Here is a 21,237-nt window from a genome sequence, read left to right as displayed (position 1 = left end):
GATCTGCTTGAACAGCTGCGGCGACTGCGGCAGCGCGTAGAACTGGCCCGGATGCACGCGGCTGGGCACCAGGTAGTCGCGCGCGCCCTCGGGCGTGGCCTTGGTCAGGATCGGCGTCTCGATGTCCTGGAAGCCGCGCGCGTCGAGGTAACGACGCAGCGCCTGCACCAGCCTGATCCGCCGACGCATCATCGCCTGCATCTCCGGGCGGCGCAGGTCGAGGTAGCGGTAGGTCATCCGCAGGTCTTCGTTGGGGTTCTCGTGCAGCGCGAACGGCAGGTCCTTCGCCGCGTTGAGCACCTCGACCGTGTCGGCCAGCAGTTCCACCGTGCCGGTCTTCAGCTTGTCGTTGACCGACAGGCGCCTGCGGATCGTGCCGGTGACCTTCAGGCAGTATTCGTTGCCGACCTCGCCAGCCACCGCGAAGGCCCCGGCGTTTTCGCGCTCGACCACCACCTGCGCGATGCCCTCGTGATCACGCAGGTCGATGAAGGCGACGTGGCTCTGCAGGCGGATCGTGTTGACCCAGCCGCACAGGGTGACGGTCTGGCCGACCAGCGACTCGTCGATGTGGCCGCAGTAGTGCGTGCGCATAGGAAGGGAAACTCCGGGGATGGTGCCGATGGGCGTGCGAACGGGCGATTTTAGCATCGGCCGCCGGACCGACGCGCCCTGTCCTGGCACGGTCCTTCGACTTCCGCCTGCGGCCTACGCTCAGGACGAACGGTTTTTCGCCCCGGTTTCCCTGGAAGGGTTTCCGCGGAGCAGTTCCCCTCCAACGCCTTTCCCTGAACGGTCCCCGATAACCGTTCGCGCTGAGCGTAGCTTGCGCCAGCAAGCGAAGTCGAAGCGCCGCGCGCTCAGTCGCCGCTGGCGGCCGGCTTGCTCTCGGCGGCCGGAGCAGGTGCAGGGGCCGGCGCGGCCGCCTTGCTCTCGCTCTCCCCTGCCAGGTTGCGCTTCTTGTCGCCGTCCTTCTTGAAATCGGTCTCGTACCAGCCGCTGCCGGCCAGCCGGAACGAAGGCGCGCTCACCTTGCGCTGCACGCGCGGCGCCTCGCAGGAAGGGCAGGCCGACGGGTCCGGGTCGGACAGCTTCTGCAGGCGGTCGAAACGGTGCCCGCACTGGGCACACTCGAATTCGTAGATGGGCATGTGGACAAACTCCGGGCTAAGCAGCCCCGTCAAAAACGCTGGTGCGCATTATCGAGTCGCCCGTCGCGTTTTCAATGGTGCCCGCCTTGGCGCCACCCGGCCCCGGGAGTAGCCTGCGCCTTCGGCGCGCATGGCCCCTCGCGACACACGTCTGCGCGCGTCGCCGCCGGACGGAGCTGCTCGTCCGCCGATCCGATGCCGGCATCGACCGATGCATCGCCCGCACTGCTACAGGAGTTGCCGTGAATTATCCCCGCCCCTTTCCCCGCCTCGCCCTGCTTCCGGCGGCAATGCTGCTCGCCTGCTCCACCGCCCACGCCCAGGACACCGGCGCGACCGCACAGAAGGCCAAGAACCTCGGCACCGTGATCGTCACCGGCACGCGCGCCGACAACCGCACCGAGAGCAGTTCGCTCACCCCGGTAGACGTGGTTTCGGCCCAGTTGCTGAAGCAGACCGGCACCACCGAGCTGTCCACCGCACTGGCGCGGGTGATTCCCTCGCTCACCTTCCCGCGTCCGTCCGCCGCCGACACCGCCGATTCGCAGCGCCCCGCGCAACTGCGTGGCCTGTCGCCCGACCAGGTGCTGGTACTGGTCGACGGCAAGCGCTGGCACCCGGGGGCGATCATCCTGACCAACGGGGTACTGGGCCGCGGCTCGCAGGCGGTCGACCTCAACACGATTCCGATCGACGCCATCGACCATCTCGAGGTGCTGCGCGACGGTGCCTCGGCGCAGTACGGCTCCGACGCCATCGCCGGCGTAATCAACATCGTCCTGAAGAAGGGCGCCCAGGGCGGCGACGTCGCGTTGTCCGGCGGCCAGTACTCCGCCGGCGACGGGCGCAAGTGGCAGGGATCGGCCAACGCCGGCATTCCGCTCGCCGACAGCGGCTGGCTGCGCTTTACCGCGCAGGCCGGCCACCAGGATTACACCAACCGGGCCGGCCCCAACCGTACGCGCCCGCAGGAAGGCGTCACCCAGCGCTATGGCGACCCGGAGGTCACCGACCGCAACCTGATGCTCAACGGGCAGTACGACTTCGGCGGTGCCCAGCTCTACGCCTTCGGCCACTATGGCAAGCGCGACTCGGTATCGCCGGCGTTCTTCCGCAACCTGGACAACGCCAACGCGGTGCCTACGCTTTACCCCAACGGCTACCTGCCGCTGGAAAATGCCAATGCCACCGACCGCTCGCTGGTCGTGGGCATCCGCGGCAAGAGCCCCGGCGGCTGGCGCTGGGACGTCTCCGGGAATTACGGCGGCAACCGGGTTTCCTACGCCACCTTCAACACGCTCAACCGGGCCTACCTCAACGATTTCGGGAGCACTCCGACGCGCTTCCACGACGGCATCCTGGACGCCGCGCAGCAATCGCTCGACGTGGACATCGCCAAGGACCTGTCGGTCGGCTGGCTGCCCAACGACGTGACCCTGGCCTTCGGCGCGGAGTACCTGCGCCAGAGCTACCGGATCCGTGCCGGCGACCTGCCCTCGTATTACACCGGCACCTCCGGCTTCTCCGGCGGCGCGCAAGGCTTCGGCGGCTACCAGCCGGCCAACGCGGGCTCGCACAGCCGGCATGACGTGGCCGAGTACGCGAGCCTGGAAACCAACCTGACCGACCGCCTGGGCACCTCGCTTGCCGTGCGCCACGAGGACTACTCGGACTTCGGCACCACCACGTCCGGCGCGCTGGCCGGCCGCTTCGACTTCACCGACCGCTTCGCCCTGCGCGGCAGTGCCTCGACCGGCTTCCGCGCGCCGTCGCTGGCGCAGCAGTTCTACTCGTACACCTCCTCGCTCTACTTCGGCGCGGGCAACTCGCTGGGCCTGCCGGCGGGCATCTACAACACCGGCCTGGTGTCCTCCACCAGTGCCATCGCCACGCTGCTGGGCGGGCAGCCGCTCAAGCCGGAGAAGTCGCGCAACCTCACCTTCGGCGCCGTCTGGACGCCGGTGGACGGACTGGACCTCAGCGCGGACGTGTACCAGATCAGGATCCGCGACCGCATCACCCTGTCCAGCACGATTTCCACCACCTCGCCGGCGGTGCGCGACTACCTCGCCGCCAACGGCATCACCAACACCAACTTCAGCGGCATCTCCTACTTCACCAACGCGGTGGACACGCGCACGCGCGGCGTCGACCTGGTCGCCAGCTACCTGTTCGACGTGGGCGACGGCGCATCGCTGCACACCACGGTCAGCTTCAACTACAACAAGAACGAAGTGACCGATGTGCGGCCCAACCCGGCGGTGCTCGACGCCCTGGGCGTGAGCTTCAGGCGCATCGACCGGCGCGACCAGTACGGCCTGCTGGCCGACACCACGCCGCGCAGCAAGTTGATCTTCAACTGGCTCTACACCAGCGGTCGCTGGAGCCTGGACAGCACGCTGACCCGCTACGGCAGCTTCACCTCGTACAACTCGACCGATGCAGCACTGGACCAGACCTTCGACCCGAAGTGGCTGCTCGATCTGGCACTCAACTACTCGATGGACCGCTGGAGGTTCACGGTGGGCGCGGACAACGTGTTCAACACCTACCCGGACCGGACGATCCAGGCGAGCGACAACAACGGCGCGATGCCGTACAGCGTGTTCTCGCCGTTCGGGTTCAACGGGGCGTACGTGTACGGGAAGGTCCGCTACAGCTGGTAGCCGCGAACTGCCTCAGCTCCCTCTCCGGCGGGGAGAGGGAGCTGAGCGGCGTCAGGCGGCCCGGAAGGCCAGGTGCCCGCCCTCGGCATCAACGTGGATGGTGGTGCCCGGTGCGAAGCGGCCTTCCAGGATTTCCCTCGCCAGCGGGTTCTCCAGCTGCTGCTGGATTGCCCGCTTGAGCGGCCGCGCGCCGTACACCGGATCGAAGCCCACGTTGCCGAGCAAGGCCAGCGCGTTGTCGCCGACGTCGAGCTTGAGGTCGCGCTCGGCCAGCCGCTTCTCCAGGTAGGCCAGCTGGATCTTCGCGATGGCGCGGATCTGGTCCTTCTCCAGCGGACGGAACACCACCAGCTCGTCCAGGCGGTTGATGAACTCCGGACGGAAGTGCGTCTGCACCACGCCCATCACCGCCGCCTTCATCTTGGTGTACTGCTCTTCCTTGTCGCCGACGCCTTCCGCGGCGTCCTGGATCATCTGCGAGCCCAGGTTGGAGGTCATCACGATCACGGTATTGCGGAAATCCACCGTGCGGCCCTGGCCGTCGGTGAGCCGCCCGTCATCCAGCACCTGCAGCAGGATATTGAACACGTCCGGGTGCGCCTTCTCCACTTCGTCCAGCAGGATCACCGCATAGGGCCGCCGGCGCACCGCCTCGGTCAGGTAGCCGCCTTCCTCGTAGCCGACGTAGCCCGGGGGCGCGCCGATCAGGCGGGCGACCGAGTGCTTCTCCATGAATTCGCTCATGTCGATGCGCACCATCGCTTCCTGCGTGTCGAACAGGAACTCGGCCAGCGCCTTGCAGAGCTCGGTCTTGCCGACGCCGGTGGGACCCAGGAACAGGAACGAGCCATAGGGCCGGTTCGGGTCGGACAGGCCCGCGCGGGCGCGGCGGATCGCATCGGACACGGCGCGCACCGCCTCGTCCTGGCCGACCACGCGCTTGTGCAGCGCCGCTTCCATGTGCAGCAGCTTCTCGCGCTCGCCCTCGAGCATCTTGGAGACCGGAATGCCGGTCCAGCGCGAGACCACCTCGGCGATCTCCTCGTCCGTGACGCGGTCCTGTACCAGCTTGAATTCCTGCTGCTCGGCGGCCTGCGCGGCGGCAAGCTGCTTTTCCAGTTCCGGCAGGCGGCCGTACTGGATCTCGCTCATCTTCGCGTAGTCCTGCCGGCGCTGGGCCGATTCGAGCTCCAGCCGCGCGGCCTCGATCTGTTCCTTGATCTTGGTCGCGCCCTGCAGCGCGGCTTTCTCCGACTTCCATACCTCATTCAGATCGGAGAACTCGCGCTCGAGCTTCTCGATGTCGCTCTCCAGGTCCGCCAGGCGCTTCTTGGAGGCCTCGTCGGTTTCCTTCTTCAGCATCTCGCGCTGGATCTTCAGCTGCGTCAGGCGCCGCTCCAGCCGGTCGAGTTCCTCCGGCTTGGAATCGATCTCCATGCGGATGCGGCTGGCCGCCTCGTCCATCAGGTCGATCGCCTTGTCCGGCAACTGGCGGTCGGTGATGTAGCGGTTGGACAGCGTCGCCGCGGCGACGATCGCCGGATCGGTGATCTCCACGCCGTGGTGCACCGCGTAGCGCTCCTTCAGGCCGCGCAGGATGGCGATGGTGTCCTCCACGCTTGGCTCGCCGACGAACACCTTCTGGAAGCGGCGCTCCAGCGCGGCATCCTTCTCGATGTACTTGCGGTACTCGTCCAGCGTGGTCGCGCCGATGCAGTGCAGCTCGCCGCGCGCGAGCGCGGGTTTAAGCATGTTGCCGGCGTCCATCGCGCCCTCGGCCTTGCCCGCGCCGACCATCGTGTGCAGCTCGTCGATGAAAAGGATCACCCGGCCTTCCTGCTTGGCCAGGTCGTTGAGCACGGCCTTCAGGCGCTCCTCGAACTCGCCGCGGAACTTCGCGCCGGCGATCAGTGAGCCCATGTCCAGCGCCAGCACGCGGCGATCGCGCAGGCCCTCGGGCACCTCGCCCTTGACGATGCGCTGGGCCAGGCCTTCGACGATGGCGGTCTTGCCCACGCCCGGCTCGCCGATCAGCACCGGGTTGTTCTTGGTGCGCCGCTGCAGCACCTGGATCGTGCGGCGGATCTCCTCGTCGCGGCCGATCACCGGATCGAGCTTGCCGCTTTCAGCGCGCGAGGTCAGGTCGACGCAGTACTTCTCCAGCGCCTGGCGCTGGTCCTCGGCGTTCTCGCTCTGCACCTTCTCGCCGCCGCGGACCTTCTCGATTGCAGCCTCCAGGTTGGCCTTGGTGGCGCCGGCGGCCTTCAGCGCCGCGCCGAGCTCGCCCCTGTCCTCCAGCGCCGCCAGCACGAACAGCTCACTGGCGATGAACTGGTCGCCACGCTGCTGCGCCAGCTTGTCGGTAAGGTTGAGCAGGCGGGTCAGGTCGTTGCCGACGCTGATGTTGCCTTCCTGGCCCCTGACCTGCGGCAGCCGGCCCAGGATCTCGCCGACGCGCTCGCGCAAGGCCGGCACGTTGACGTGCGCCTGGGTCAGCAGCGGCGCGGTCGAGCCGCCCTGCTGGTCGAGCAGCGCCGCCATCACGTGCGCCGGTTCCAGGATGTTGTGGTCGCGGCCCACGGCCAGCGACTGCGCGTCGGCCAGCGCCTGCTGGAAACGCGAGGTGAGTTTGTCCATCCGCATGATCGGGGTTTCCTCGGCATCGTGGCGGCCCCCGCCGCAATGCGCAGGAGATAGGGGCGTCTCAGTCGCCTTCAAGACGGACCGCGTGGCCTGTTCGCCGCAGGTCGTTGACCCGTATCATTTTCGGCCAAGCCTGCAGGGACGCCTCGTGATGAAACCTTCCGGACCGCGTGCATGAGCCGCCTGGCCTGGGCGCCGCTCAACGCGCTGCAACTGCTTTTCACCCTGCTCTGGACCGCCGGCTGGATCTGCCTGGCGCTGGTGGTGCGGCTGCTCACCGGTGGGCGCCACTGGCCGCTGCGGATGGCCTCGCGCTGCTGGGCGCCTGGGCTGCTGCACGGCGCCGGGGTGCGGCTCGAAGTGCACGGGCTGGACCGGATCGACTGGTCGCGGCCGCACGTGTTCGTGGCCAACCACCAGTCGATGATCGATATCTGCGCCCTGTTCCGCGCGCTGCCGGTGCCGGTGCGTTTCGTGCTCAAGCAGGAGCTGGCCAGGGTGCCATTCGTCGGCTGGTACGCGCGCGCGATGGGCATGGTGTTCATCGAGCGTGCCAGCGCGCGCAGTTCGGCGCGCCGGCTGCAGGCGGCGGTCGACACCGTGCGCGGCGGCGCGAACGTCTGCGCCTTCCCGGAGGGCACGCGCAGCCGGGACGGGCGCGTGGGGGCGTTCAAGGGCGGCGCCTTCCGGCTGGCCATCGACGCCGGCGCGGCGATCGTCCCGGTGGCGATCGAGGGCAGCGGCAGGGTGCTGCCCGCGGCGGGTTTCCGGGTGCGGCCGGGGCGCATCGTGGTGCGGGTCGGCGAACCCCTGGCGACGCAGGGCCTGATGCCGCAGGAGCGCAATGCGCTGGCCCGGCAGTCCCACGCGGCAGTGGCCGCGTTGCTGGGGAAGGGTGTCGCTCAGTAACGCAGCAGCGCGTGCAGTGGCGCGCTGCCCCGCCAGCGGGCCCGGCCCTGGAGCGCCGGCAGTTCGATCACCACGGCCGCGCCCACCAGTTCCACGCCGAGCCGGGCGAGCAGTGCCTGCGCCGCGGCCAACGTACCACCGGTGGCGAGCACGTCGTCGACCAGCAGCGTGCGCTCGCCGCGGGCCAGCGCGTCGGCGCGCACCTCCAGCCGGTCCTGGCCGTATTCCAGCGCGTAGTCGATGCCCGCCACCGGCGGAGGCAGCTTGCCCGGCTTGCGCAGCGGCACGAAGCCCGCGTTGAGTTTCTGCGCCAGCGCGGCACCGAAAATGAAGCCACGTGACTCGATCCCGCACACCGCACGCACGCCCTCGCCCAGCCAGGGCCCGGCCAACGCGTCGATGCACCGCGCGAACGCACCGGCATCGGCCAGCAACGGCGTGACGTCACGGAACACGATGCCAGGCAGCGGAAAGTCAGGCACGGCGCGGATGAGCGCTTCCAGGTCATGCATCGCCAGATCCTTGTCCATGTGGTTCCTGCAGGTTCCGGTCAGCTTGCGTCTGGCGGGCGCCGCGGAAGGTCCCGAGCAGGATGCCGGCCAACGCCAGCCCCAGCCCCAGCCAGTCGCCGCCATCGGTCGGGCGCCGGAACAGCAGCACGTCCAGCACGAAGGCCAGCGCCGGCTGCAGCAGCAGCAACAGTCCCACCAGCGAGGCAGGCAACCGCGGCATCGCCCGCACCATCAGCAGCCAGGCCAGCACCTGGCCGAAGAAGCCGAGCGCCAGCAGGGCACTCCAGCTGCGCGCCGTCGCCAGCGCGAAGGCATCTCCCTCGAACAGGCCCCATACGCCCAGCAGGGAGGCACTCAGCAGGCTCATCAAGCCCAGGAACCGGGCCGCCGACAGCGACGTGTGCCCGGACAGCGCCCGGCGGAAGCTCAGCAGATACAACGTGTAGGCGAAGCCACTGGCCAGTCCCAGCCACACGCCGAGCCGGTGCCGCGCGTCGAACACCGACCAGTGCGCGCCGACCAGCAGCCACAGGCCCACCAGCGCGATCACCAGGCCGGGCGCGAACCAGCGTCCCAGCCGTTCGCGGTAGACCCACCAGCCGGCCAGCGCCATCAGGAACACCTGGAAATTGGTCAGTAGCGTGGCCACGCCCGGTCCCACCCACAGGATCGAGCGATGCCAGAAGATCAGATCCAGTGAAAACCCGAGCGCCGGCGGCAGCGCCAGTGCGAGGTCATGCCAGCCGATGCCCACGCGCTGCCGCGTCAGGGTCGCCCAACCGAGCAGCATGGTGCCGCCGAACAGCATGCGGTAGAACGCCGAGACGGTCGGCGCCACCTGCGCCAGCACCACGAAGATGCTGGTGGTGGACAGCAACATCGCGCCCAGCGCCATGCGGCCGACCGCCGCCGGCGGCGCCACGGGCGCCGCTGTCACGGGAACCTGTGCGGTCACGGCGTATCGGTCGCCAGTTGTGCGTCGCCGTCCCGATCGTCGATCGCGGCCCGCGCCTCGGCCAGTTGCGCCTGGACCCGGCGTACCACGGTTTCGGCGGCCGCGGCCGAGGATTCGGGCACCATCACCGCGACGTAGTCGAGGGCCGGCAGCTGTCCCACCGCGCCGGTCAGGTATTCGCCGGAGACGAACGCGGGGATCTCCTCGCGCTCCAGCGCATCCTTCACCAGATGGGCGTCGATCAGGCTTTCGGCTCGGTAGGCGATGCGCATGCGGCCACGCTACTGCGGGGCGGGCAGGGCGGCAAGCCGGACTCGCGCCCCCGGCGTCGCCGGCGGGAGCACCCGGCGACGGGTGCAACGCCGCACCCCGCGGAGCGGCACGCGACTTGAGGGTAAACTCTCCGGTTTCCGCCCCGTACCTGCCCGAGCCGCACCGATGTCCAGCGAAACCCCCGCCGCCGAAACCGTCCCCGGCACCCATGACAACGTGCCCAGGGACTTCGTGCGCCAGATCATTCGCGACGACCTGGCCGCCGGCAGGCATGGTGCGATCCGCACCCGCTTCCCGCCCGAGCCCAACGGCTATCTGCACATCGGCCACGCCAAGGCGATCTGCCTGAACTTCGGCATCGCGCGCGAGTTCGGCGGCTGGTGCAACCTGCGCCTGGACGACACCAACCCGGGCAAGGAAGACCCCGAGTTCGTCGCCGGCATCAAGGACGACGTACGCTGGCTGGGCTACGAATGGCACGAGCTGCGCCACGCCTCGGACTACTTCGACGTCTTCTACCGCGCCGCGCTCAAGCTGATCGAGGACGGCAAGGCCTACGTCGACGACCTGTCCGCCGACCAGGTGCGCGAGTATCGCGGCACGCTTACCGAACCCGGCCGCAACTCGCCCTACCGCGACCGCTCGATCGAAGAGAATCTCGACCTGTTCAGGCGCATGCGCGCCGGCGAGTTCGCCGACGGCAGCAAGACCCTGCGCGCGAAGATCGACATGGCCTCGGGCAACATCAACCTGCGCGACCCGGCGCTTTACCGGATCCGCAAGGTCGCGCACCAGAACACCGGCGACGCCTGGCCGATCTACCCGATGTACGACTTCGCGCACGCGCTGTCCGACGCGATGGAAGGCATCACGCATTCGCTTTGCACGCTGGAATTCGAGGACCACCGCCCGCTCTACGACTGGTGCGTGGACAACGTCGACCTGGTCGGGCACCCGCAGCTGTGGCAGTCGGTGGTCGAGGCCGGGCTCGAAGCGAAACCGGCCAAGCCGCGCCAGATCGAGTTCTCGCGCCTGAATCTGTCCTACAGCATCACCAGCAAGCGCAAGCTCGCCCAGCTGGTCAACGAGGGGCTGGTCGACGGCTGGGACGATCCGCGCATGAACACCCTGCGTGGCCTGCGCCGGCGCGGCTTCACGCCGGCCGGCCTGCGCCTGCTGATCGAGCGGCTCGGCATCAGCAAGCAGAACAGCGTGATCGACTACGCGCTGCTCGAGAACTGCGTGCGCGAGGACCTCGATGCCACCGCGCCGCGCCGCATGGCCGTGCTCGACCCGCTCAAGCTGACGATCACCAACCTGCCGGGCAACCACGAGGAAACCCTCACCTTCGCCAACCACCCGAAGGACGAGCGCTTCGGCACGCGCGAGGTTCCCTTCTCCAGCACCGTGTGGATCGAGCGCGAGGACTTCGCGGAGGTGCCGCCCAAGGGATTCAAGCGCCTCGTCCCGGGTGGCGAGGTGCGCCTGCGCGGGGTCGGCATCGTCAAGTGCGAGGACGTGATCAAGGACGCCGCCGGCGACCTCATCGAGCTGCGCTGCACGCTTGACCCCGAGTCGCGCGCGGGGATGCCGGGCGCCGACCGCAAGATCAAGGGCACCATCCACTGGGTCAGCGCACGCCACGCGGTGGCCGCCGAAGTGCGCATGTACGACCGCCTGTTCGACGTGCCGGCCCCGGACGACGAGAGCGACGGCAAGAGCTGGATCGAACACATCAACCCGGACGCCAAGCGCGTCGGGCGCGGCTGGCTGGAGCCCGCTGCGGCGCACGCCGAACCGGAGCAGCGCTTCCAGTTCGAGCGGCTGGGCTACTTCGTCGCCGATCGCATCGACCACCGGCCGGACGCGCCGGTGTTCAACCGCACGGTGACCCTTCGCGACACCTGGGCCAAGCAGGCCTGACGTGTTGCTGCCCCTGCAACTGCACCTCACCCTGCCGCCCTGGGTCGGCGAGGTAGCCGATACCCGCAAACGCTACCTCAGCGACGAGGAACGCGTGGGGCTGGCGATCGAGCTTGCGCGCCAGAACGTGCGGACCGGGCAAGGCGGGCCGTTCGGCGCGGCCGTGTTCCACGAGGACGGCCGGCTGGTCGCCGCCGGCATCAACCGCGTGGTGCCGCAGACCTGCTCGGTGGCGCACGCGGAGATGATGGCCTACATGCTGGCGCAGCAGCGGCTGGCGAGCTTCCGGCTCAATGCCGGCGGCGGCCGCTTCATCCTGGCCACCAGCGCGCAGCCCTGCTGCCAGTGCTACGGCGCCACCGTCTGGGCCGGCATCGACGAGTTGCTGATCGGCGCGCGCGCCGAGGACGTCGAGTCGCTCACGACGTTCGACGAAGGCCCGCTGCCGGCCGACTGGGTCGCCCAGCTGGAGCGCCGCGGCATCGCCGTGCGCCGCGACATCCTGCGCGCCGAGGCGCGCTCGGTGCTCGCCGAGTACGGCCAGGCCGGAGCGCACTATTGAGCCGGCTGCGCGCCGCCCTGCCCTTGCTGCTGCTGGTGGTCGCCGGCGTGGTGCTGTTCGCCTCCGGTGCGCTGGACCGGCTCAATCCGGAGCAGCTGGTCGCCCACCAGGGTGAGCTGCATGCGCAGATCGGCACCCACCCGTGGCTCAGCCGGATGGCCTACATCGGCCTGCTGACGCTGGCGATGGCCACCGGTATCCCCGGAACCGTGATCATCATCTTCGCCGGCGGGTTCGCCTTCGGCGTGGTCGAAGGCACCACCTGGTCCTCGATCGGGCTGACCCTGGGCTCGCTGATCCTGTTCCTCGCCAGTCGCTACGCCTTCGGCGCCGGCAGCCGCCATCCGCCGGCGCTGGTGGCGCGGCTGCACCACGGCTTCGAACAGCACCCGGTCAGCTTCACGTTGTTCCTGCGCTTCGTCCCCGTGGCGCCGTTCGGCCTGATCACCGTCTGCCTGGCCTGGCTGCGCTGCCCGCTATGGCTGTTCCTCGGTGCGACCTGGCTGGGCGGTACCGTCGCGCTGATCTTCGAGACCTCGATCGGCGCGGGCCTGGGGCATGCCCTGCGACAGAGCGACCGCATCGGTTTCGGCCTCTTCATGCACCCCGACGTGTTGTTGCCGTTGGGCGCAATCGCCCTGCTCGCGCTGGTGCCGCTGCTGATCGGTCGCCTGGTGCGTCGCCGGCACGAATTGACCCGGCGCGCCGGGGATTAGCCGCGCCTGAAGCCCGGACTGCCGGCTCCCGCGCAACCCACCTCGCCCGCCCTCACGCCAGCTTTGACGCGGCGCCGTATAATGTGATGCAGTTCACATTTCACCCCTGGCCGCGGTTCGGCAGCTCCCGCCGGACATGGCCGAGCGGGTGGATCGCACGGTGGCCGATGGGTAGCGGGAATGCAGGGTTTGCGGCATGCAGGAAGGCGGCGCTGCCGCTCGCCGCGTCCCTTGGCTTGTGGTCGCCGCTGGCGACAGCGGTGTCGGCCCTTGCGGACTTTCCGGTGTCGGCGTTCGTCCGCCGCAGCTGCGCGATCAGCCTGGACCAGGCGCGCAATGCACGGCCCCGCCCCGTCTGCCGGTCGGACACCATCGCCACGGATCTCACGGCCAGGGATATGCGGCTGCAGTACGATGGGCCGATCGATCCGGTGAGCGTGGTCCGCTTGCACGGCAAGGGCCACCTCCCGGACACCTGGGTGGTGACCTTCTGATCACGGGCTTCCGGCGCGACCGGCCCAGGCCCGCATCTGCATGCCTGCCAGGTGCGGGAATCGGGACATCGCGCTGAACACCTGATGCGCACCGGCCTCGTGCAGGCGTGCGGGTGGCGTGCGGGCGGCAAACCCCAGCACCGTCATGCCCGCCGCCAGGCCGGCGAGGACGCCGGCCGGCGAGTCCTCCACCACCACGCAGGCCGCCGGCGCCACGCCCATGCAGCGGGCGGCATGCAGGAACAGGTCCGGTGCGGGCTTGCCGCACGCCACCTCCGCAGCAGAGAACACGCGGCCCTCGAAGCGTGGCAACAGGCCGACCTGTGCCAGGCTGAAACGCAGCTTGTCCGGGCCGCCATTGGAGGCGACGCAGGAGGGAGTGGCCAACCCGTCGAGCACCTGCTCCACCCCCGGCACCGGCACGAGTTCGGCCGCCAACGCGTCGAACAGGCGCCGGTCATGTTCGGCCCGAAACCCGGCCGGCAACGGGCGCCCGAGCCGTTCGGCGACCAGCGCCAGGCAGTGCGCCATGGTGCGGCCGAGAAACAGCTCGTCCAGTTGCGCTTCGTCCAGCGCCCATCCCTGTTCGGCCAGCATCCGGCCGAGCACGCGGTTGGCGATCGGCTCGCTGTCGACCAGCACGCCGTCGCAGTCGAAGATCACCAGGCCGGGCGGCGCGGAGCTCACTCGAAAACCGGTTCGCAACGCACCTCGCAGCGCACCGAGTTGGCGAGGTAGCAGACCTCGTGCGCCTGGTGGTGAAGCTGCACGACCTGTTCGCGGGTGGGCAACAGGTCCCCTGAAAAATCCACCCGCGGGCGCAGCAGCACGTCGCGCATGACGGTGCGCCCCTGCGCGTCGCGCCCCATGGTGCCGGTTGCCGCGTCCCGGTAGCTGTCGACGCGGAAGCCCTGGCGGGCCGCCAGGTCTAGGAACCACAACATGTGACAGCTGGCCAGCGATGCGACAAAGGCTTCCTCCGGATCCACCGCGGACGGGTCGGACAGCGGCACCGGCACCACGTCGGGCGAGGAGGACATGGGCAGCCGCTCCCCTCCGTCGAAGCGGACCATGTGCCGGCGGCCGTAGCGGTTGTCCAGGAAGGGCTGGTCCTCGCGGATCCAGGTCAGTTCGGCGGTATGCCTGCTCATGGCGGTTTCTCCCGGCTTCGCCCTTGCGGACAGGTCAACTGCGTCTGCGGAAATACAGCCACGCTCCCAGCGCCAGCACCGCGGCGGGCAACAGGTTGGCCGGCAGCGGTGGCACGCCGTAGATCGTGGCGAAGTTCACGAGCGCCTTCTGCAGGAAGTACCAGCCGATCGCCAGCAGGATGCCGACGAAGATGCGCTTGCCCAGGCCGCCGGAGCGCAGCGCACCGAAGGCGAAGGGCATCGCGCACAGCACGAGCACCAGCGCGTTGAGCGGGTACAGCACGCGCCCCCAGAAGATCACCGCATAGACGCCCGGGTTCTGGCCGTTGCGTTCCAGGTAGCTCATGTTGCGGTACAGGTCGCGCATCGGCAGGTACTGCGGCTGGATCACCGACTGCTCGAGCACGCGCGGGTTGAGCTGCGAATCCCAGCGCTCGCTGGCATGGGTGGTGGTGTGCGTGCCGGCCGCATCGAGGGTGGTGGTCCGCACGCCCCTGAGCACCCACTCGCGCCCATCGTTTTCGGCCGTGCGGGCCCAGTCGAAGCGGTTGATCTGGCCATCGGGAGCCAGCGTGAACACGCGCACGTCGGCCAGTTGGACGACGTTGTGGCCCTGCACCTGCTTGATCAGGGTGGCCTTGGCATTGACGATGCGATTGCCGTCGCGTGCCCACAGCCCGGTGCTGCCGGACAGGCCCAGGTGGTTGGCCTTCATGCGCAGCTGGATCGACTGCGCCTTCTGGTCGCCCCACGGCGCAGCCGTTTCGCCCAGGATGGTCACGCCCACGATCAGGACCGCCACCACGCCGGCGGCCGACGCGGCGATGCGCAGCCGCGACATGCCGGCGGCGCGCAACGCGGTCAGCTCGCCGTTGCCGGCCAGGCCGCCCAGCCCCATCAGGCCACCGATCACCGCCGCGAAGATGAAGTACTCGTACAGGCGCCGCGGCACGGTCACCAGCACGTAGCTGATCGCATCGAGGCTGGTGAAGCCGTTGCGGCCCACGAAGCCCAGCTGGCGCAGCAACTGGGTCACCGCGTCGAAGCCGGTCAGCACCAGCCAGGTGGTCAGCAGCGAGCCGAGCACGGTGAGGCCGACCAGCCGGTCGACCCGCTTGATCGACAGCTGCATCACGTCACCGCCTTGCGCGCGCCGTGCGGCTTGCGCGGGGCGTATTGCTTCCAGAACAGCCAGCCGGCCAACGCCAGCGCAAGCAGGTGGACCAGCAGCAACGGCAGCGAATTGGCCCAGTGGCCCTTGCCGATCTGCGCGCGCCCCAGCGCCAGCAGCAGGTAGTAGAAATAGAAGCCCAGCAAGGCCAGCAGGATGCGTCCGTACCGGGGCTCGCGCGGGCTCTGCCGTGACAGCGGCAAGGCCAGCATCAACAGCACGAAGGCCATCGGCGGCGCGTGGACGCGCCAGGCGAACTCGGCGCGCGCGTCGGGCGAGGGCGACGTGGCCAATGCCCAGCTGCCCTGCGAATGGGCCGGGTCTTCCTCGTCGTCGGCCTTCACATCGGACAGCGCCACGTCGTTGCGCGCGTACTGCATACGCCACCAGTCGTCGCGGCCGAGCGGGATCTTGTACTGCCAGCCCTTGCGCAGTGCCATGAAGCGGCCTTCCCCGCTGCTCTCCTGGTACAGCTGCCCGCCGGCGGCCGTGACCACCTTGAGCTGGCGCACGCCATCGCTGTCCATGTTCTCGGTGGCCACGAACGTCTTGCCCAGCACGCTACCGTCGCGGCTCAGGGCGTCGACGAAAATGATGCCGCCCTTGCCCGGCAGCTCGGTGAAACGGCCGGCATCCAGGCCCGCCGCAATGACCGAGCGGTTGGCCTCGGCCACCAGCGCATCGGCCGTACGCACCGCCCAGGGACCCAGCCAGAGCGACACCGCGCCGGTGACCAGCACGATGATGCCGGCCAGGATCGCCACCGGCTTGAGCAGCCCGCGCGGGCCCATCCCGGAGGAAGCCAGCACGTGCATCTCGCTTTCCCGGTACATGCGGCCCAGCGCCATCATCACGCCGAGGAAACCGGCCAGCGGCAGCAGGTTGGTCAACCCGTCCAGCGTGCGCAGGCCGAGCACCGGAAACATCACGCTGGCGGGGAAGCTGCCGCCGGCCACCTGTTGCAGGACCTTGGCGAACGTCGTGCCGGTGATGATCGCCACCAGCACGATGGCCGTGGCCGCCACGGTCTGGGCCAGCTCACGCAGGAAGTATCGGTCGAGGATGCTCAGCATGCGATAGGATTGAGGGTCTCGCACCGCAGGCCGGCGCTTAGGGGTTGCTCTGACCGCCAAGTCTAGCCGAGCGCACTCTTTCTTACCTCGCAGGACCCTCCCGATGACGCTTCAGTTCAGTCTGGTCGCCGCCAGCACCTCGCCCGAAACCGTCGACACGCCCTGCCTGGTGGTGGGCGTCTACGAGAACGGCCTGCTCACCAGCGCCGCCGCCCGCGTGGACGGCGCCGCCGAGGGTGCGATCAAGCGCCAGGTCGAAAGCGGCGACATCAACGGCAAGGCCGGCAGCGTCAGCGTGCTGTTCGCGCCGGCCGGCGTGGCCGCCCGCCGCGTGCTGGTGGTGGGCCTGGGCACGCAGAAGGGCTTCGACGCGGCGCGCTACCAGAAGGTCAACCTGGAGGCCGTCCGCGCACTGGGCAAGCTGCCGGCCGCGTCGGCGGTGTCGTTCCTGACCGAGGTGGACGTGCCCGGCCGCGACGCCGCCTGGCGCGTGCGCACCGCGGCCCTGGCCGCCGACCATGCGGCCTACCGCTACACCGCCACCTTCAAGCCGCGCGAGAAGAGCGCGCAGCCGGAACTGGCCTCGGTGGCCTTCGCCGCCGGCGACGAGGCGCAGCCGGGCCTGGCCCAGGCCATGGCGATCGCCGAGGGCGTGCGCTTCGCCCGCGAGCTGGCCAACCTGCCGCCGAACATCTGCAACCCCGCCTACATCGCCACCCGCGCGCAGGCCTTCGCCGAGGCCAACGAAGGCGTCAGCTGCCGCGTGCTGGACCACGAGGAAATGGAGAAGCTCGGCTTCGGCTCGCTGCTGGCGGTGGGCCGCGGCTCGGTCAACAAGCCGCGCCTGGTCGCACTGGAATACAAGGGCGGCAATGCGGGGGACAAGCCCTACGCCTTCGTCGGCAAGGGCATCACCTTCGACTCCGGCGGCATCAGCCTGAAGCCCGGCGCCGGCATGGAGGAAATGAAGTTCGACATGGGCGGCGCGGCGGGCGTGCTGGGCGCCTTCGTGGCGGCGGTGAAGATGGGCCTCAAGCTCAACCTCGTCTGCGTGGTGCCCTCGGCGGAGAACATGCCCGACGGCGACAGCTACCGCCCCAGCGACGTGCTCACCAGCCTGTCCGGCCTGACCATCGAGGTGCTCAACACCGACGCGGAAGGCCGCCTGATCCTCTGCGACGCGCTGACCTGGACCGTGCAGACCTACCAACCCAAGGCGATCGTCGATGCCGCCACGCTCACCGGCGCCTGCGTCGTGGCGCTGGGCAAGCACGCCACCGGCCTCATGAGCAAGCACGACGACCTGGCCGCCGAGCTGCTGAGTGCCGGCGAGGGCACGCTCGACCGCGCCTGGCGCCTGCCGCTGTGGGACGACTACCAGGCGCAGCTGGAATCGGGCTTCGCGGACATCGCCAACATCGGTGGCAAGAGCGCCGGCGCGATCACCGCCGCCTGCTTCCTCTCGCGCTTCACCGAAGGCCAGCGCTGGGCCCATCTGGACGTCGCCGGTACCGCCTGGGACGAGGGCCGCAAGGGCCTGGCCACCGGGCGTCCGGTGCCGTTGCTGGCGCAGTGGCTGATCGACCGCGCCGGCTGATGCCCACGCGGGGAACGGGCAGCGGGGTGCACGGGACGCCGGTACGGCCGGGTCCGCCCGTGCCCGGCATCCGGATCCACCGCAGCCCTAGGGTTCCCCGCTCCCTGCCCCCGTTTCCGGCCTGACGCCATGCCCCGCGCAGACTTCTACCTGATCGACAAGCCGCGCTTCCGCGAACAGCCCCTGCTGCTGGTATGCGAGCTGGCACGCCGTGCCTATGCGGCGCAGCAGCCGACCCTGATCCTCACCCGCGATTTCGAGCAGGCCGAGGCGGTGGACGAGCTGCTGTGGGACTTCGACGCCGACGCGTTCATCCCGCACCAGCTGGCCGGCGACGAGGACGACGGCCAGACCGCGGTGCTGATCGTGCCACCGGGCATCGACACGCCCGACCGCCCGTTGCTGATCAACCTGCGTGAAAGCTGCCCGGGCGGACGCTTCGAACGCGTGCTCGAGGTGGTGGCCGCCGATCCGGCCGAGCGCGACGGTTCGCGCGAGCGCTGGCGCGAGTACCAGCAGCGTGGCTTCCAGCTTGCCAAGTTCGACATGTAGAGGCGTCCGGGGCGACCGCCATCCGCCCAGGGGGCTGCGCGCCACCCGTCCGATCGGACATGCGGTCACCCGCAGTCGCGCCGTCCAGGCGGTATGCTCTGCCCATCTCGGACAGGGGCCGGACGATGGATCAGGGGATCGAAGCCCAGGCGGTACCGTCGGTCGTGGCCGGCCGCGCACGCGGCGGGCGTGCCGAGCAGCAGGACGCATGCATCTGCCTGCACGACCCGGCCACCGACGTGCGGCTGCTGGTGCTGGCCGACGGCATGGGGGGCGACGGTGCCGGCGAGCTGGCCTCGGCGGGCGTCATCGAGGTGACCCGCCGGCTGTGGGGCCAGGGCCTGTGGCGCGAGCAACCCGGCCCGCTTTTCCTGGAAACCCTGTGCCAGTCCGCCCATGCCGAACTGCGCCGGCGCGGCGAGGGGCTGGTCGGCGCCGAGCCGCACTCGACGGTGGTCGCCTTGCTGCTCCGCGGTCGACGCGCCTGCTGGGCGCACGTGGGTGACAGCCGGCTCTACCGTTTCCAGGGTGGGCGCTGCCTGGGCCGCACCGAAGATCACAGCGTGGCGCAACTGAAGGTGGCCCGCGGCGAACTGGCGGCCGAGGCGATGGGCGGGGACGCCGACCAGCACATGCTGCTGCGCGGCCTGGGCGGACCACAGCCGCCACAGGTCGAACATGGTTTCGCGGCGCTGCGACCGGGCCAGTCCTTCGCGCTGTGCAGCGATGGCGTGTGGGAGCGGCTGTCGACCGACGAGCTGGGCCGGCTCGCGCGCCGGCGCGACCTGCGCAGGGCGATGCGCGAGGCGCTCGCCCAGGCAGTGGAGCGTGGCGGCGCGGACGGCGACAATGTCTCCTTGATCTTCGCCCGGATAGGCTGGGTGCAATGGTGGCACGCCCGCAGCGCGAGGCTGTGGGCACGGCTCGCCGGTCGCGGCATGACGCGCGCCGGCGACGTGGGTATGCGACAGGTATGAGGGTATTCGTGCAGAACATGGGATACGCGCGCTTCGCCGCGCAGGGCCGGCGTCTGGGGCCATGGGTGCTGGCCGGCCTGCTGGCGGCCGGCGGCCTGGGCGGGTGCGCCCAGCTGACGCGGTTGAAGGCACGCATCACCGGGCATGACAAACCCCGGGTGGTGGTGACCCCTGCCCGTGCGCCGGCGAAGCCGGCGGCACCGGTCGACGAGCCGCCGCCGTCCTCGCTGGCAGCCATCGTCAACGACCAGTTGCAGGCCGGCCACTATGCCGAAGGCGAGCACCAGTTGCGCCGCTACCTGGCGGCCCATCCGGACGACCGCGCGGCCCAGGCGATGCTGCGCCAGCTCACCGTCGATCCGGACGAGGCGCTGGGCCATGCCTCGCGTTCCTACGTGGTACGCCCGGGCGATTCCTACAGCACCCTGGCTGCCCGCTTCCTCGGCGACGGGGCGCGTTTCCTGATCCTCGCGCGCTACAACCATGCGACCAACCCATCGGTGCTGCGCGTGGGCCAGACGCTGCGCCTGCCCGCCTCGCGCCTGTCCGCAGGCACGCCCGCGGAAGGGCCGGTGCGGGCCGCGGAAGCCACTGCCACGGCGCCCGCCGACGACGATGCCGGCACAGCCAAGGCGCGCCGCCTGCAGGACGAGAGCCTCGCGCTGCTGCACAAGGGGCAGCGCAGCGAGGCACTGGAACGGATGGACCAGGCGCTGGACCTCGACCCGCGACTGCCGGCCGCCGGCGCGGACGCCCAGGCACTGCGCAAGCAGCTGGTGACGGTCTACCACCAACGGGCGATCGTGCTCTACCGCGACCAGCAGCTGGACCAGGCGATTTCACTCTGGAACCGGGTGCTGGCGATCGAGCCGGATTTCGAACCGGCGACGGTCTATCGCGCGCGGGCGCTGGAGCTCAAGCAGCGGTTGAAGCAATTCTGACCTGAGGCCGGCTTCGATCCGCCGCCAAGACATCGACCCGCGCGGCCTGGCAGAGGAACCGATACCTCAGTCGCGGGCAGCCTTGTCCTCGACCCGCTCGACCGTGGGCAGGATGCGGGTGGGCAGTTCCAGCGGCTCCGATGGCTTGGCGGTCGGCCGGCGTGGCCGCCGTTCGCGGGCCTGCAATGCGTTGCACATGAGGTTGAAGGCTGTGAACAGGCGGCCCAGTTCGTCGTGGCGGACCAGCCGGATACGGTGGGCGAAGTCGCCGCGACCGACCCGCAACATCGCCTCGCCCAGCACGTCCAGCAGGCCCAGCAGGCGGCGGAACAACCAGTAGGCGGCGCCGGTCACCGCCGCCAGGGTCACCAGCAATACCGCCACGATCGCCTTGAGCGTGGTCTTCTGCGCCGCCCGCAGCGGCGCATCGCTGATGCCCAGCCGCAACTGGCCGACCTTGGCGGTCTGGTAGTTGACCGGCACGTCGAACACCAGCATCTCGCCCGGGTCGTCGCCGTCGGGCAGCCGCACGCGGTAGCTGGCGATGTCACCGGCGCCGGGCAGGAACTCCTCGCTCGAGCGTTCCGGCAGCGGCTTGCCCTGCTCGTCCGTGCGGGTGCTGGCGATCACCTCGCCATAGCGGTTGGCTACGGCCAGGTAATAGATCTGCTTGTTGCGCGCGATGTCCTGCACCAGTGCGCGCGTGGCGGCGCGGTCGTCCAGCAGCAGGTTCTCCGCCGCCTCGCCGGCGACCATGCGGCCGAGCGAACGTCCGTAATCCTGCGCCAGGCCGGTCACCGCCGCGTTCTGGCGGGCGTAGATCGCCGCCAGGCCGATCAGCAGGGTCAGGCTCAGCACCGCGGCCAGGATGGCGGCCCAGCGCAGGCGCAGCGATATCAGCCGCGTGGCGATCGGCTTCTCGTGCAGGCGCTCGTACTCGCGCAGGGCCAGGCGCAGGTCGTCGATCAGTT

Annotated in this window: 21 protein-coding genes; 10 read left to right on the top strand and 11 right to left on the bottom strand. The window is 69.7% G+C overall.

Translation table 11 applies throughout. The features are described 5' to 3' along the window. On the bottom strand, positions 1-594 hold a 594-nt coding region (locus tag VFH59_RS14920; RefSeq protein WP_325165696.1), incomplete at its 3' end, for an amino acid--tRNA ligase-related protein. A gap of 266 nt (positions 595-860) precedes the next feature. Continuing rightward, a complete protein-coding gene (locus tag VFH59_RS14915; RefSeq protein WP_325165695.1) occupies positions 861-1,151 on the bottom strand; it encodes a zinc ribbon domain-containing protein in 291 nt (96 codons plus the stop codon). Between the two features lie 290 nt (positions 1,152-1,441). Here VFH59_RS14915 and VFH59_RS14910 point away from each other — a divergent pair, with 290 nt between their 5' ends. Beyond that, positions 1,442-3,817 (top strand): TonB-dependent receptor, encoded by a 2,376-nt coding sequence (locus VFH59_RS14910; RefSeq protein ID WP_325165700.1) that lies wholly within the window; start codon positions 1,442-1,444, stop codon positions 3,815-3,817. Between the two features lie 51 nt (positions 3,818-3,868). Here VFH59_RS14910 and clpB read toward each other — a convergent pair whose 3' ends face one another. Further along, the gene (gene clpB / locus VFH59_RS14905) at positions 3,869-6,460 is read right to left on the bottom strand and encodes an ATP-dependent chaperone ClpB (RefSeq protein WP_325165694.1); all 2,592 of its coding nucleotides are present in this window, start codon (positions 6,458-6,460) and stop codon (positions 3,869-3,871) included. Between the two features lie 174 nt (positions 6,461-6,634). On the opposite strand from clpB, the gene VFH59_RS14900 reads away from it, so the two are divergent. Beyond that, positions 6,635-7,369: a lysophospholipid acyltransferase family protein gene (locus VFH59_RS14900; RefSeq protein ID WP_325165693.1), complete on the top strand. Its 735-nt coding sequence runs from the start codon at positions 6,635-6,637 to the stop codon at positions 7,367-7,369. Here VFH59_RS14900 and VFH59_RS14895 read toward each other — a convergent pair. The 3 genes from VFH59_RS14895 to VFH59_RS14885 are packed head-to-tail and all read right to left on the bottom strand — an operon-like array spanning position 7,363 to position 9,108. Next, positions 7,363-7,881, bottom strand: a complete 519-nt coding sequence (locus VFH59_RS14895) for an adenine phosphoribosyltransferase (protein WP_325165699.1) — start codon at positions 7,879-7,881, stop codon at positions 7,363-7,365. The two genes, VFH59_RS14900 and VFH59_RS14895, sit on opposite strands and share 7 nt — an antisense overlap. Continuing rightward, on the bottom strand, positions 7,874-8,818 hold the full coding sequence (locus tag VFH59_RS14890) for a DMT family transporter (RefSeq protein WP_325165692.1): 945 nt from the start codon (positions 8,816-8,818) through the stop codon (positions 7,874-7,876). Before VFH59_RS14890 ends, VFH59_RS14895 begins: the two co-directional genes overlap by 8 nt. 14 nt (positions 8,819-8,832) lie before the next feature. Next, positions 8,833-9,108, bottom strand: coding sequence for a DUF2007 domain-containing protein (locus tag VFH59_RS14885; protein WP_325165691.1), 276 nt, complete (start codon positions 9,106-9,108; stop codon positions 8,833-8,835). Positions 9,109-9,274: 166 nt separating this feature from the next. On the opposite strand from VFH59_RS14885, the gene VFH59_RS14880 reads away from it, so the two are divergent. The 4 genes from VFH59_RS14880 (at position 9,275) to VFH59_RS14865 (ending at position 12,804) form a co-directional block, all read left to right on the top strand. Further along, positions 9,275-11,032, top strand: coding sequence for a glutamine--tRNA ligase/YqeY domain fusion protein (locus VFH59_RS14880; protein WP_325165690.1), 1,758 nt, complete (start codon positions 9,275-9,277; stop codon positions 11,030-11,032). Between the two features lie 4 nt (positions 11,033-11,036). Then, positions 11,037-11,594, top strand: coding sequence for a nucleoside deaminase (locus VFH59_RS14875; protein WP_325165698.1), 558 nt, complete (start codon positions 11,037-11,039; stop codon positions 11,592-11,594). After that, entirely contained in the window at positions 11,591-12,310 is a 720-nt protein-coding gene (locus VFH59_RS14870; protein WP_325165689.1) for a TVP38/TMEM64 family protein, read from the top strand. The genes VFH59_RS14875 and VFH59_RS14870 overlap by 4 nt, the downstream gene beginning before the upstream one ends. 284 nt (positions 12,311-12,594) lie before the next feature. Beyond that, positions 12,595-12,804 (top strand): hypothetical protein, encoded by a 210-nt coding sequence (locus tag VFH59_RS14865; protein ID WP_325165688.1) that lies wholly within the window; start codon positions 12,595-12,597, stop codon positions 12,802-12,804. Here the strand turns inward: VFH59_RS14865 and VFH59_RS14860 are convergent, their stop codons facing one another. From VFH59_RS14860 to lptF, 4 genes are read right to left on the bottom strand one after another with little or no spacing between them, the layout of a single operon-like run. Next, positions 12,805-13,491, bottom strand: a complete 687-nt coding sequence (locus VFH59_RS14860) for an HAD family hydrolase (RefSeq protein ID WP_325165687.1) — start codon at positions 13,489-13,491, stop codon at positions 12,805-12,807. It lies immediately after the preceding gene. Continuing rightward, entirely contained in the window at positions 13,488-13,955 is a 468-nt protein-coding gene (locus VFH59_RS14855; RefSeq protein ID WP_325165686.1) for an OsmC family protein, read from the bottom strand. Before VFH59_RS14855 ends, VFH59_RS14860 begins: the two co-directional genes overlap by 4 nt. A gap of 34 nt (positions 13,956-13,989) precedes the next feature. After that, positions 13,990-15,087 (bottom strand): LPS export ABC transporter permease LptG, encoded by a 1,098-nt coding sequence (lptG, locus tag VFH59_RS14850; protein ID WP_414655902.1) that lies wholly within the window; start codon positions 15,085-15,087, stop codon positions 13,990-13,992. Next, positions 15,087-16,199 (bottom strand): LPS export ABC transporter permease LptF, encoded by a 1,113-nt coding sequence (lptF, locus tag VFH59_RS14845; protein WP_325165684.1) that lies wholly within the window; start codon positions 16,197-16,199, stop codon positions 15,087-15,089. The genes lptG and lptF overlap by 1 nt, the downstream gene beginning before the upstream one ends. A gap of 103 nt (positions 16,200-16,302) precedes the next feature. On the opposite strand from lptF, the gene VFH59_RS14840 reads away from it, so the two are divergent. From VFH59_RS14840 to VFH59_RS14825, 4 genes are all read left to right on the top strand, one after another. Next, positions 16,303-17,796, top strand: a complete 1,494-nt coding sequence (locus tag VFH59_RS14840) for a leucyl aminopeptidase (protein WP_325165683.1) — start codon at positions 16,303-16,305, stop codon at positions 17,794-17,796. A gap of 129 nt (positions 17,797-17,925) precedes the next feature. After that, on the top strand, positions 17,926-18,348 hold the full coding sequence (locus VFH59_RS14835) for a DNA polymerase III subunit chi (protein ID WP_325165682.1): 423 nt from the start codon (positions 17,926-17,928) through the stop codon (positions 18,346-18,348). Between the two features lie 125 nt (positions 18,349-18,473). Then, complete coding sequence (locus VFH59_RS14830; protein WP_325165681.1) at positions 18,474-19,325, top strand: PP2C family protein-serine/threonine phosphatase; 852 nt, start codon at positions 18,474-18,476, stop codon at positions 19,323-19,325. Positions 19,326-19,342: 17 nt separating this feature from the next. Beyond that, entirely contained in the window at positions 19,343-20,266 is a 924-nt protein-coding gene (locus VFH59_RS14825) for a LysM peptidoglycan-binding domain-containing protein (protein ID WP_325165697.1), read from the top strand. A gap of 66 nt (positions 20,267-20,332) precedes the next feature. Here VFH59_RS14825 and VFH59_RS14820 read toward each other — a convergent pair. Beyond that, positions 20,333-21,237, bottom strand: a 905-nt coding sequence (locus VFH59_RS14820) for a methyl-accepting chemotaxis protein (RefSeq protein WP_325165680.1), incomplete at its 5' end; no start/stop codon positions are given.

Origin of the sequence: Frateuria sp. (genome assembly GCF_035695185.1) — a bacterium.
Lineage (GTDB): Bacteria > Pseudomonadota > Gammaproteobacteria > Xanthomonadales > Rhodanobacteraceae > Frateuria_A.
The sequence above is the reverse complement of the archived record's forward strand: the minus strand, read 5'-3'. Positions and strand labels throughout refer to the sequence as shown.